The 12,611-nt window shown below is 61.7% G+C and carries 12 protein-coding genes; 1 reads left to right on the top strand and 11 read right to left on the bottom strand.

Annotated features, from left to right (window positions below; genetic code table 11):
• Positions 1–108: 108 nt before the first annotated feature.
• The 11 genes from DWV58_RS03565 to rpsP all read right to left on the bottom strand — a co-directional run bounded on the left by DWV58_RS03565 (position 109) and on the right by rpsP (position 11,093).
• Positions 109–897: a ribonuclease HII gene (locus tag DWV58_RS03565; protein ID WP_117639929.1), complete on the bottom strand. Its 789-nt coding sequence runs from the start codon at positions 895–897 to the stop codon at positions 109–111.
• Positions 898–990: 93 nt separating this feature from the next.
• Positions 991–1,332: a 50S ribosomal protein L19 gene (gene rplS / locus DWV58_RS03560; RefSeq protein ID WP_006236098.1), complete on the bottom strand. Its 342-nt coding sequence runs from the start codon at positions 1,330–1,332 to the stop codon at positions 991–993.
• Positions 1,333–1,541: 209 nt separating this feature from the next.
• Positions 1,542–4,292 (bottom strand): pyruvate, phosphate dikinase, encoded by a 2,751-nt coding sequence (ppdK, locus tag DWV58_RS03555; RefSeq protein ID WP_117776212.1) that lies wholly within the window; start codon positions 4,290–4,292, stop codon positions 1,542–1,544.
• A gap of 329 nt (positions 4,293–4,621) precedes the next feature.
• Positions 4,622–5,497, bottom strand: coding sequence for a pyruvate, water dikinase regulatory protein (locus tag DWV58_RS03550; protein ID WP_117776211.1), 876 nt, complete (start codon positions 5,495–5,497; stop codon positions 4,622–4,624).
• A 34-nt stretch (positions 5,498–5,531) separates the two neighbouring features.
• Positions 5,532–7,628, bottom strand: coding sequence for a glycine--tRNA ligase subunit beta (gene glyS / locus DWV58_RS03545; protein ID WP_117776210.1), 2,097 nt, complete (start codon positions 7,626–7,628; stop codon positions 5,532–5,534).
• 3 nt (positions 7,629–7,631) lie between these two features.
• Entirely contained in the window at positions 7,632–8,543 is a 912-nt protein-coding gene (locus tag DWV58_RS03540) for a glycine--tRNA ligase subunit alpha (protein WP_006236091.1), read from the bottom strand.
• 59 nt (positions 8,544–8,602) lie between these two features.
• Positions 8,603–9,166: a signal peptidase I gene (lepB, locus tag DWV58_RS03535; RefSeq protein WP_117776209.1), complete on the bottom strand. Its 564-nt coding sequence runs from the start codon at positions 9,164–9,166 to the stop codon at positions 8,603–8,605.
• Between the two features lie 2 nt (positions 9,167–9,168).
• Complete coding sequence (trmD, locus tag DWV58_RS03530; RefSeq protein WP_117776208.1) at positions 9,169–9,927, bottom strand: tRNA (guanosine(37)-N1)-methyltransferase TrmD; 759 nt, start codon at positions 9,925–9,927, stop codon at positions 9,169–9,171.
• A 10-nt stretch (positions 9,928–9,937) separates the two neighbouring features.
• Positions 9,938–10,429 carry a ribosome maturation factor RimM gene (gene rimM / locus DWV58_RS03525; protein ID WP_226812527.1) on the bottom strand — a complete coding sequence of 164 codons (492 nt, stop codon included), beginning with the start codon at positions 10,427–10,429 and terminating at the stop codon, positions 9,938–9,940.
• Positions 10,430–10,463: 34 nt separating this feature from the next.
• Positions 10,464–10,709 (bottom strand): KH domain-containing protein, encoded by a 246-nt coding sequence (locus DWV58_RS03520; protein WP_171021534.1) that lies wholly within the window; start codon positions 10,707–10,709, stop codon positions 10,464–10,466.
• 42 nt (positions 10,710–10,751) lie between these two features.
• Complete coding sequence (gene rpsP / locus DWV58_RS03515; protein WP_022094749.1) at positions 10,752–11,093, bottom strand: 30S ribosomal protein S16; 342 nt, start codon at positions 11,091–11,093, stop codon at positions 10,752–10,754.
• A gap of 201 nt (positions 11,094–11,294) precedes the next feature.
• Between rpsP and dinB the strand changes: the two genes are divergently transcribed.
• The gene (gene dinB / locus DWV58_RS03510; protein ID WP_199585981.1) at positions 11,295–12,548 is read left to right on the top strand and encodes a DNA polymerase IV; all 1,254 of its coding nucleotides are present in this window, start codon (positions 11,295–11,297) and stop codon (positions 12,546–12,548) included.
• Positions 12,549–12,611 lie beyond the last annotated feature (63 nt).

The following is a 12,611-nucleotide window of genomic DNA, read 5'->3' as shown; positions in this document are numbered from 1 at the left end:
GCTGACCAAATGCCGTCAAAAAACGGGCCGTACGCAGCAATGGTGTTGCATACGGCCCGCTACCAGCAGGTTTATAAAACCCCTGAGGTCCCTGTCTCCACAATTGACCTAGAAAAGGCGCTCAGTCTGCAGAAAGTTTCCGCAAAAGCTCACGCGGTGCAGTGGACAAAGTCCATGTTTGCGAATGGCCTCGATGTGCTCGGGGCTTGCGTAGCCTTTCGATTCGGCCAAATGGTACTCGGGATACTCGGCATCGTACTCGACCATCATCTCATCACGCGTGACCTTGGCCATGATGGACGCCGCGGCGATACAGGCGATCTTGGCATCGCCCTTCACCACGTCGCGCTCGTTGGGAACGGCGCCCAAGGGGTTACCGTCCATAAGCACGCAATCGGGCTCGAGCCCCGTATCGGCCACGGCGCCCGCGACAGCGGCTCGAATGGCGCGGGCCATGCCCATCTCATCGATATCCTTAGGCGCGATATGGCAAAAACCAATTGCCGTCGCCACCTCGGCAATCTTCACTGAGAGCAACTCGCGGCGCGCCGGCGTGAGCTTTTTGGAATCGTTGATGCCCCAGACGCGCGGCTCCATAGGAAGGCAGACGGCGCATACCGTCAAAGGACCGGCCACCGATCCGCGACCTACCTCGTCGACACCAACGACTACCCCATCGCCGCCAAGCTCATGCATAAGCTCGTACATGTCATTGACGCGCTCGCGCTCGGCAAGTTCCTTGGCATGGCGCTTAAGAGCACGCTCGCAAGCCTTGATCACCTGCTGGCGCGGGTCCTCGCGATAATGCTCCACGAGGGCGGGGATCTCCTCAAACGTAGCGCTCGCCAACTCACCGGCAACCTGCGATGCCGAAACCGAGCTCGTCATATTGGCCATACCAGGCCCTCCTTGCATGCAAATCAGATAAAAAGAAGGGCCACCCGAAGGTGACCCTTGTGTCCAAACGAGTGGACAGACGCTGCGATCTTCTTAGCGCTTCTCGGGGATGCGAGCAGCCTTGCCCACCTTGTCGCGGAGGTAGTACAGCTTGGCGCGACGGACGCGACCATGACGAACGACCTCGAGCTTGGCGATCTTGGGGCTGTGAAGCGGGAAGGTACGCTCAACACCGACACCGAAGGACATCTTGCGGACGGTGAAGGTCTCGCGGGCACCGGCGCCGGCCATGCGGATGACGTCGCCCTGGAAGACCTGAATGCGCTCGCGGTCGCCTTCCTTAATGCGGTAGTGAACCTTGACGTTGTCGGCGACGCGAACCTGAGGAATGTCCTCGCGGATCTGCTGACGCTCGATTGCGCGGATGTAATCCATGTGCAATTCCTTACTCTTCTAGAGGTGCCGTACCATCTTGGCCGGCACGTAGTTGAACAAACGTATTCGAGTATACACGCGCGGGTTTCTGCTGCAAGAACAATTTTTTACGCAGACAAAAAGACAAAACCCGCACATGATAACCGCCCGCCTCGCGAATGAGACGGGCGGCATGAGGGGGGCTACACTAGGCGTCTACACCCAAAACGTTAGGCGTTGCGCTTGGCCTCGAGCTTGGCCTGAGCGGCAGCCAGGCGCGCGAGGGGCACGCGATAGGGCGAGCAGGACACGTAGTCCACGTCGGCCACGTTAAACAGGCCCTTGATGGACTTGGGGTCGCCGCCGTGCTCGCCGCACACGCCAAAGTGCATGTCGGGATTGGTGGCGCGGCCCTTCTCGACGGCCAGGCGCACGAACTCCAGCACCGCCGCGTCGATGGTCTCGAAGGGGTTGTCTTTCAGGATCTTTTTATGCATGTACAGCGGGATGAACTTGGCCTCGGCGTCATCGCGCGAGAAGCCAAAGGTCGTCTGGGTGAGGTCGTTGGTGCCAAAGCAGAAGAAGTCGGCATGATGGGCGATCTCGTCAGCGACCATGCAGGCACGCGGCAGCTCGAGCATCGTGCCCACGGGAATATTGAGCCCGACGCCCTCTTCGGCGGAAACCTCGGCGATTACGCGCTCAATGACCTCGCGGGTCTGGACATGCTCGGCCGTGATGGAAACGAGCGGAACCATGATCTCGGGGCGCGGGTCGACACCCTCCTTGATAAGGCGGGCAGCGGCCGTGGCGACGGCGCGAACCTGCATGAGCGGCAGATCGCCAAAGACGACGGACAGGCGCACGCCGCGCAAGCCCAGCATGGGGTTGGACTCGACCATGCCGTCGATGCGACGCAGGCGGGCGCGCAGGGCAGTGAGCTCCTCCTCGGGAGCGCCGGCGGCCTCCTTCTTGGTGATGGCGACCTCGAGCTCGCGAGGATTATCAAGGAACTCATGAAGCGGCGGATCGAGCAGGCGGACGACCACATCGCGACCGGACATGGTCTTGAACATCGCCAGGAAGTCCTCGGTCTGAACCTTGAGCAAGTCGGCCAGGGCCTGCTGCTTCACGGCCTCATCGTCAGACAGGATAAAGCTCTGGATGATGTTCTTGCGATCGCCCAGGAACATGTGCTCGGTGCGGCATAGACCGATGGCCTCGGCGCCAAACTCGAGCGCGAGCTCGGCATCCTCGGGGTTGTCGGCGTTGACGCGCACGTGGTTGGCGTGACCGTCGGTCTCGTCCAAACGGATCTCATCGGCCCAAGACAGGATGGTGTCCAGGTCGCCGGTGAGCTCTGCAGAGACCAGGTCAACCGCGCCGTCGACGACGATACCCTGGGTGCCGTCGATGGAGATGACATCGCCCTCGCGCAGCACGCGGTCGCTGCCCTCGATGCGCACGACCTTCTCGGCCGCGTCGATATGGAAACGCTCGACACCACAGACGCAGGGGGTACCCATGCCACGGGCGATAACGGCGGCGTGGCTCGTCTTGCCACCATGGCTCGTCAAGATACCCTCGGCGGCGACCATACCCTTCAGGTCATCGGGGTTGGTCTCCCAGCGGACCAGAATGACCTTATGGCCCTCGGCAGAACGCGCGACGGCGTCATCGCTCGAGAACACGACCTCACCCACGGCGGCACCGGGGCTGGCGTTAAGGCCGCGTGCGAGCGCCTCGTACTTCTTAGAGGAGTCGAACTGCGGGTGCAGGAGCTGGTCGAGCTGCGCGGGGTCGATGCGGCTCACGGCCTCCTCACGGGTGATGAGGCCTTCCTCGACCATCTCGATAGCGATGCGCAGAGCGGCGGTTGCGGTACGCTTGCCCACGCGGGTCTGGAGCATCCAGAGCTTGCCCTGCTCGATGGTAAACTCGATGTCGCACATGTCGCGGTAGTGATCCTCAAGCTTCAGGAAGACACGCTCAAGCTCCTCACCTGCGGACTCGAGGCCCGGGGTGGTCTTGAGGTCGGCGATGGGCTCGGTGTTGCGGATGCCGGCGACGACGTCCTCGCCCTGGGCATTGACCAGAAAGTCGCCGTAGAACTCTTTGGTGCCGTCGGCCGGGTTGCGCGTAAAGGCGACGCCGGTCGCCGAGGTCTCGCCCTTATTGCCAAAGGCCATAGCCTGGACGTTGACGGCGGTTCCAAGGTCATCGGAAATGCCATGCTGCTTGCGGTAGATGCAGGCGCGCTCGTTCATCCAGCTGCCAAAGACGGCCTGGATGGCAAGGCGCAGCTGAAGCTCCGGATCGTGCGGGAAGATGGGCTTGCCGTCCGCGACCTCGAGCTCGGGGTACAGGGCGGCCTCGACGTTGTCGGAGAATATGCCCTTGAAGGTCTCGACGAGCTCCTGCAGGTCCTCGGCCGAAAGATCGGAATCGGCGCGAACGCCGGCGACCAGGCGTGCCTGGGTCAGGGCGTTCTCGAACAGGTCGGCATCGACACCCATGACGACATTGGAGAACATCTGGATAAAGCGGCGGTAGCTATCCCAGGCAAAGCGCGGGCTCTGCGTCTGGGCGATAAGGCCCTGGACGGAGTCGTCGTTGAGGCCCAGGTTGAGGACCGTGTCCATCATGCCGGGCATGGAAAACGGAGCACCCGAGCGCACCGAGACGAGCAGCGGATCACGGGCGTCGCCGAGCTTCTTGCCGCAGCGGGCCTCGAGATCGGCCTCGGCGGCAACAATCTCATCGAGTGCGCCCTCCGGCCACACGTTGCCGGCACCAGAGTACTCAACGCAGGTCTGGCAGGTAATGGTAAAGCCACCGGGAACCGGCAGGCCGATACGACTCATCTCGGCAAGGTTAGCGCCTTTGCCGCCAAGCACGAAGTTCATGGACTTGTCGCCCTCGGTGACACAAGTGCCCTGGGCATCGGTTCCAAAACGGTAAACCCTCTTGCAATCGCTCACGATACTTCCCCTTCCATGCGCTCTCGCGCACGACCGTGGTAACGAATCGACCCGCCGGATGCGGGCCGTGAGGGAACTATACGGCGGGATTTGAACGGGCTTAAGCAGAGGATACGCGGTTTGGTAAACGTGCTAAAACTTGCGGTAAACGGTAGGTAAAGGTGGTTACCTTATGAAGATACCACTAGAATAAATTCGCAAGTTAAATGCAAGTTTCTTGCTAAATCGCTTTACCAAGACCAGTCAATTTGAGACCGGGCAATTTTAGTTACCTTGTCATCTTGGATGATTTATTAATCCCCGTCCCCGAAAAAATATCCCAGAAAGGACTACTGCTGTTGAGCGCGGCGGGCGGCGCGGCGGGCTCTTGCCTCTTGAATCACTTCGAGATGAGCGATGATCTCGGAGGCACTCTCCTCGATCGCCTTGCCGTCGGTACGCACCACAAAGCAACCCAGACGTTTCATGAGGGCACGAGCCTCCTCGAGCTCACTGCGTACACTCTCGGGCTCGGCATAGGAGCCGGCAACGGCGCGGGCATAGTCGTCGCCCAGGCGGCTATCGCGAATCTCGGAGATGACGCCGACGGTCGAAATCAGGCCGAACAGACGCATCGGGTCGACCTCGTAAATCGACTTAGGCGGCTTCATGCCATGGGCCAACGGAACATTGGCAACCTTGTAACCCTGATAGGCCAAATACATCGACAGCGGCGTCTTGGATGTGCGCGACACGCCCAGCAGAACGATATCGGCACCCGACAGATCATCGCAGCCGCGCCCGTCATCGTGCTCGACAAAGTACTCCATGGCCTCGATACGATGGAAATACCGGTCATCGGTCTTATGGATCACACCCGCCACTCCTTTAGGCGGCACGCCAATAAGCGACGACAGCACCGCGAGCGACGGGCCGATCAGGTCGACCGAGCGAATGTGCAGCATGCCCAAGTAGTCGAGCACGCGAGCCCGAAGCGCCGGGTCGACGATGGTATGGAACACGGCGATATCGCGATGGTCGGCATCGACTCTCGGGCCCACAAACGATTTGACCTGCTCCACCGAGGTCACCTTAGGCAGGCGTAAAACACGAAAAGCCCCTTCATCAAATTGCCCGGACGCCGCAAGCACCACCTCACAAGCGGTATCACCGAGCGAGTCGGAGATAACGATAACGGTGGGACGAGCAGTGACCGGGCAATCCATGCGGGGCTCCTTTTGCGCTTATGCGCAGGCTAGCTTACTTTTTGCGGGCAAGCTCACCAATGTTGGCGATGCCGGAGAAAACGGCCTCAAAGCGGTTGAGCAGCTTAAGGCGATTATCGCGAAGCTGCTCGTCCTTGTCCATGACCATAACCTCGTCAAAGAAACGGTCGATGGGGGCACGCAGGGCGGCCAGAGCGGCAAACGCGGCAGGGTAATCCTCGGCAGCAAGGGCGGCATCGACGGCGGTCTGAGCGGCCTCGGAGGCGTCGGCGAGCGCGAGCTCGGCCTCGCCCATCAGGCTGCGGTCGTACTCCGCACCCAGCTCGGGCTTGGAGATATGCGCGGCGCGGGCATAGGCGGTCGCCAGGTTGTCGAACGTCTCAGCGTCGTTCTTGCGGGCCTCGTCGAGGGCGGCGCAGCGGGCGAAGAAGACGGACGGGGCGATAATGTGCACCGCGGAGACGGCGGCAACGGTATCGGCCGGGATCTTTTCGTCGCGGGCCATGCTCACCAGGCGGCCATGGAAGAAGTCACGAACCTGCTGGGCGACCTCGGCGGCGTCGAACGCAATGCCCTGCTCGCTATAGAGCTGGAGGGCAAAGTCGATGAGCGACGTGGGGTCAATCGGCAGGCGGTCGCGCAGGATGTTGATGATGCCGATAGCGGCACGACGCAGCGCGTAGGGGTCGGAGGAGCCGGTCGGGGGCTCGCCGATGGCAAAGATACCGGCGATGGTATCGAGCTTGTCGGCGCAGGCCACGATGCAGCCAGCGGTGCCCTCGGGCAGCTCGTCACCGGCAAAGCGGGGACGATAGTGATCGCGGATGGCATGGGCGACCTCGTCGTTCTCCCCCATCGCGGTGGCGTAGTAACCGCCCATCACGCCCTGCTGGCTCGTGAACTCGACGACGGCGTTGGACACCAGGTCTGCCTTGCACAGGTGCGCGGCACGGCCGGCATCGGCGGCAAGGTGGGCACCCAGATGGGCCTCGCGAGCGATGACGAGCGCGAGCTGCTCAATACGCTCGGACTTGGCGAGCACGCTGCCAAGCTTCTCCTGGAAAGCAACCTTGGCCAAGCGCTCACGGAACTCGTCGAGGGAGATCTTCAGATCCTCCTCGTAGAAGAACTTGGCGTCGTCCAGGCGGGCGCGTACGACACGCTCGTTGCCGTCGATCACACGCTCGGCATTCTCGGGCTTGCTGTTGGAAACGACCACGAACTCACGCGTGAGCTTGCCCTCGCCGTCATAGATCGGGAAGTAGCGCTGGTTGGTGAGCATGGACTCGCAGATGATCTCGTGCGGGACCTTGAGGAACTCCTCATCGAAGGTACCGACGAGCACCGTCGGCCACTCGCAGAGGTTGATAACCTCCTCGAAGACCTTCTTGGGCGTATCGACATGGCAGCCGGGACGGGCAGCCTCGACCTCGGCGATACCGGCGAGAATCGCCTCGCGACGACGCTCGGCAGAGAGGACGCCGGCGTCCTCGAGCACTTGCTCGTAGGCGGCGGGGCTAGCGACAACGTGGTCACCGGGGCCAAGCACGCGATGGCCGCGCGTGGTATTGCCGCTCGTCACGTCGGCAAACGACACGGGCACAACGTCCTCGCCCAGAAGGCAGCAGATCCAACGGACCGGGCGCACGAAGGTGGCGTGCTCGTGGCCCCAGCGCTGAGAGCGGTAGTTGGGCCACTGCAGGCCGGCGATGGTCTTCTCGCACAGAGCGGTCAGAATCGGCGTAGCCGGTGCGGAAGGAATATTCTTCTCAGCAAAGACGTACTCGCGGCCGTCGGTGTCCTCGCGACGGACCAGATCCTCGGCAGCCACACCGCACTTGCGGGCGAAGCCCTGGGCGGCCTTGGTGGCGTTACCGTCAGCGTCGAAGGCGATGTTGGCCGCAGGGCCACGCTTGACCTCGTGAACCTCATCGGTCGCGGTGGCAACGTCGGCAACGAGCGCAGCCAGGCGACGCGGGCTCGAGATCACGCGGACCTCGCCATGGGCCAGACCGGCCTCATCGAGGCCCTTGGCGATCATGGTGCCAAGCTGCTTGACGGCATTATTCAGCGGTGCAGAGGGCATTTCCTCCGTACCGATCTCAAACAGGAAATCCTTAGCGTCTGCCATGGCTTACGCCACCTCGCCTTCCTGGTCGGCATTCTCGTTCACTCCGGCGACCTCGGCCATGTAGGCCTCGCAGCACGCCTTGGCGACGGCGCGGACGCGCAGGATGTAGTTGGCACGCTCGACCGCGGACAGGGCGCCGCGGGCATCGAGCAGGTTAAAGGCGTGACTGCACTTCATGACGCAGTCGTAGGCCGGCAACGGCAGCTTGCGCTCCAGGCAGGAATGGCACTCGGCCTCGTAGTCGTCAAACTTCTGACGCATCATCTCGACGTTAGCGACCTCAAAGTTATAGGCACTGAACTCGCGCTCGTTCTCGAGGAACACGTCGCCGTAGGTCATGGGCGTGCCATCGGGCAGGTAGCTCCACACCAGATCGTAGACCGAGTTGACGCCCTGGGCGTACATAGCGATACGCTCCAGGCCATAGGTGATCTCGACGGGCACGGGGTCGACCTCGATACCGCCCACCTGCTGGAAGTACGTGAACTGCGTAACCTCCATGCCGTTGAGCCAGACCTCCCAGCCAAGGCCCCAGGCGCCGAGCGTCGGGCTCTCCCAGTCGTCCTCGACAAAACGAACGTCATGGTCGTTGGGGTCCAAGCCAATGGCGGCAAGAGACCCCAGATAAAGCTCCTGGGCGTTGACCGGCGAGGGCTTGATGAGCACCTGGAACTGATAGTAGTGCTGCATGCGGTTGGGATTCTCGCCGTAGCGGCCGTCGGCGGGACGGCGGCAGGGCTGCGCATAGCAGGTGCGCCACTCGGCGGGACCGAGCGAGCGCAGCGTGGTCGCGGTGTGGAAGGTACCGGCACCGACCTCGGAGTCATAGGGCTGCATAATGACGCAGCCCTGCTCGCCCCAGTACTGCTGGAGGCGCAGGATGATGTCTTGGAAGGAAAGCGATGAAGCGTTCATGCCTCTAATATCCCCTCGTCGAAACGATTACACGGTTAGGTACTGTACTATAGCGTTTTTTAGTCGATAGCGCCCAGACGGTTAAGCGGCCAGTAACGCACGAGCGCCACGGCGATCAAATCAGAGCGATCAACGGGACCAAAGTAGCGTGAGTCGGCTGAGTTCTCGCGGTTGTCGCCCATCACCCACACGCAGCCGTCGGGGACGGTGTAGGGATAGCTCACCTGGGCGGCGGGCGCCTGGACCGAAAGCGGCCAGCTCATGCCGGTCGTATAGTCCTCATCGAGCGCCTTGCCGTCGACGACGACCTTGCCGTCCTGAAGGTCGACCGTCTGACCGGCCGTGGCGATGACGCGCTTTACCAGCACGTCATGCTCGGACGTGGCATCGGGGTTATGGAACACCACGATATCACCCTGTTTGACGGGCTGACCGAGCTCGAGGCTCACCTTTTGTGCCAGGATCTGGTCGCCAATCTCGATCGTGTCCTCCATGGAGCCGGTGGGTACCACAAAGGGCTCGACCACAAAGGTGCGGATCAGGAAGGTGGCCACGAGCGCGATCGCGATGACCGCGACCCACTCAAAAGCGCCCCTCAACGCGGAATGCTGCGATGGAACCATTCTCACTCCTCGCTCTGCGAATACGAAGCGTCCAGAATCTCCTGCGCGTATGCGCGCTCCTGGGGCGTAAGCCGTGCCGTCTCGATCAGGTCGGGACGCCAGCGGCAGGTGCGCTCGATGGCATTCTTACGGCGCCAGGCGTCAACCTTGGCATGGTCACCGCTCACGAGCACCGGCGGCACGCCCTCGCCGTTGAATTCAGCAGGGCGAGTGTACTGCGCATACTCGAGCAGGCCTCCGTCCTCGGCGGTCGAGAACGACTCGTCGACGTTGCTCATCTCGTCACCAAGGGCGCCGGGAATCAGGCGTACGACGGCATCGGCAACGACCATAGCGGGAAGCTCGCCGCCCGTGAGCACGTAATCGCCGATCGACAGGCGCTCGTCGGCATGCGCATAGGCACGCTCGTCGACACCCTCGTAACGGCTGCACACAAACAGCAAGCGCTCGCTTTTGAGCAGGCGCTCGGCCACATGCTGTGTAAAGGGTTCGCCACAGGGGGTAAAAAACACCACGGTGGGCTTAGGACCCTCGGAGCTAATAGCCTCGATGGCCTCGGCAATAGGCTCGACCTTCATGAGCATGCCCTGCCCGCCGCCGTACGGCTCGTCATCGACGGTACGATGGCGGTCGTGCGTCCAGTCGCGCAGGTTATACGCCTTAAAATCAAAAAGGCCGGCCTTGCGGGCGCGACCCAAAATCGATGTGGACATGACGGGCTCAAACATCTCGGGAAAGACCGAAAGGGTCTCAATCAGCATGTTGTCCTCCCTACTTGTCCATATCGATCAGGCCGTCCATAACGTGGACGGAAATTGTTCCTGTGTCGGGAAGATCGAGCACAACCTGCTCGATCACGGGAATCAGTACCTCGCCGTACCGATCACCCTCGACAACCCAAACATCGTTAGCGGGCGTCGACATGATCTCGACGATCGTGCCGAGTGAACCGAAGCGCTCGTCGACCACCTCGCGACCCATCAGGTCGGTATAGGCGGCGTCGAGTGAATCGAGCTCAAAATCGTCACGATTTGCCAACACATAGCATCCCGTGATGCCCTCGGCGGCCGTCAAGTCGTCAATGCCCTCAAACGAGACCAGATCGCCATCGCCCGTATCGGTGACGGACACGACCGTGCAAAAGCGGTCGCGCTTGAGCGCCGGCGGCGTCAGGGCGACACGCATACCCGGCTCTAATACAGAAGGAAGCCCCCGCAGCGGCTGCGCGAGGACCTCCCCCTTCCTTCCGTGCGGCTTGACCACACGGGCGATGTTTTTGTACTGGGACCTCAAGGTCCTAGCCCAGAACCTCTACCTCGACAGCAGTGTCGAGGCGAGCGGCCAGTGCACGGGCGAGCGTGCGAATGGCCTTGATGGTACGGCCACGACGGCCGATGACCTTAGCGACGTCATCCTCGGCGACAGAAACCTCGATCGTAGAGGCGTCGTCACCATCGATGACCTCAAGGCTCACGGAATCCGGGTCGTCGACGATCTGAACAACGAGATATTCGACGAGATCGGCGATGCGATCTGAGAGCATTGCCTCACCCTCGAGCTGTGCAGCGTCAACCTCAGGCACGATTTACTCCTCGGCGCCCTCAGCGGCCTCAGCGGCAGCCTTAGCGGCCTCGGCCTCTTTGGCGAGCTGCTTCTTGGACTTCTTGACGACGGTCTCGGTCTTCTCGCCCTCGTTGGCGGCCTTGACCAGAGCGGCGACGGCGTCGGTGAGCTGAGCGCCCTTGGACTGCCAGTCGGCGATCTTCTCGAGGTCGAGGTTGATGGTCTTGGGGGCGGTCATCGGGTTGTAGCGGCCAACCTCCTCGATGATACGACCGTCACGCGGGGCGCGGGAATCGGCGACGACGACACGGTAGTACGGACGCTTCTTAGCGCCGTGACGAGCAAGGCGAATCTTGACTGCCAAAGGAAACTCCTCCAACCAAGCAGCTTTAGGCTGCAACTACAAACAAACAGTTGAACATAATACGCCATCGACGCGGGCAGGTGAAGTCCGTGAGACCAACTTCTTCGGTGTAGTCGAGGGCAAATCCATATCTTAGACAAGAATTCGGGATTTGCAAGCACATACACGCACCCCACATGAGCTGCGCGGTATACTCATGACATGGAAAGACGCGAACATACATACGGTTATGAGGATGCCATGGGCGTCACGCCGCCCCCCTGGACGGGTCCGGCGGTGGGCCTCATGGACCTCGATGCGTTTTTTGCGAGCGTGGAGATGCTCGATCATCCCGAATGGCGCGGAAAGCCACTCATCGTGGGCGGAGACGCCGATTCGCGTGGCGTCGTGTCCACGTGTTCGTATGAGGCGCGCCGCTTTGGCGTGCACTCTGCCATGGCCTCGGCCGAGGCGCGGCGCTTGTGCCCGCAAGCCATTTGGACGCACGGGCACTTTGATCGCTACCGCGAGGTGAGCGCGCAGGTCATGGCGATTCTTGCCGAGGAGACGCCGCGCGTTGAGCGCGTATCCATCGACGAAGCCTTTATCGATATCACACCGGGTCGCTTTGCGCCCGAGGACCCACTGCTGGTTGCACGGCGTATAAGCGACCGTGTGGCAGCGCTGGGAGTGACGTGCTCCATTGGCGTGGGCTGCAACAAGACGGTCGCAAAGATCGCAAGCGAGCGGGATAAGCCGTTTGGGCTGACCATCGTGCGCCCCGGAACCGAGCAGCGCTTTTTGGCCGCGCTGCCGGTATCTGCCATGAGCGGCATCGGGCGCTCGGCCGAGGAGCGACTGCGCCGTATGCGCATCTACACGCTCGGCGAGCTGTCACGCGCGCCGGAATCCACCTTGGCCTCTATTTTTGGCGTCAACGGCGAACGTATGCGTCAGCGTGCGCTGGGACTTGAAATCTCCGAAGTCACGAGTCTCGATGAAGAGCGCGAGGTCAAGTCGGTCAGCAATGAACGCACCTTTGCGAAAGATTTGACTGAGCGCGGGGACATCGAAGCGGCGATTGCGCTGCTGGGTGAGTCGGTTGGACGCCGCCTGCGCCGTCAGGGACTGACGGGCGGCACGGTAACGCTCAAGCTTAAGTATTCGTATGGCAGCGGGCGTACGGCACAGCGCCGGCTGCCTCATCCGACCGACGATGAGAACATCTTCGTGGCGGTTGCACTCGAACTGCTCGACAACATCTGGCAGGAAGGCATGCATGTTCGCTTAGCGGGCATCGGCATGAGCGACTTCGACCACCAAGGCGGCATCCAGACCGACCTGTTCTGCGAAGTCGACGACCGCGGAGCCCAATCAAGCGACCGTCGCGACCTCTCGGTCGCTATCGACGCCGTCCGAGACAAGTTCGGCGACACCGCCCTATCTTTCGGCCGCCAATCCCGCTTCAACGATTAACCGCCTTTAGGCAAAAAAGAAAGCCGGGCAGGTGCGGAAAACCGCAACTGCCCGGCGAAATGC

It is taken from the genome of Collinsella sp. AF11-11, from assembly GCF_003465485.1.
Lineage (GTDB): Bacteria > Actinomycetota > Coriobacteriia > Coriobacteriales > Coriobacteriaceae > Collinsella.
This window is presented reverse-complemented; position numbering and strand designations above follow the sequence as displayed.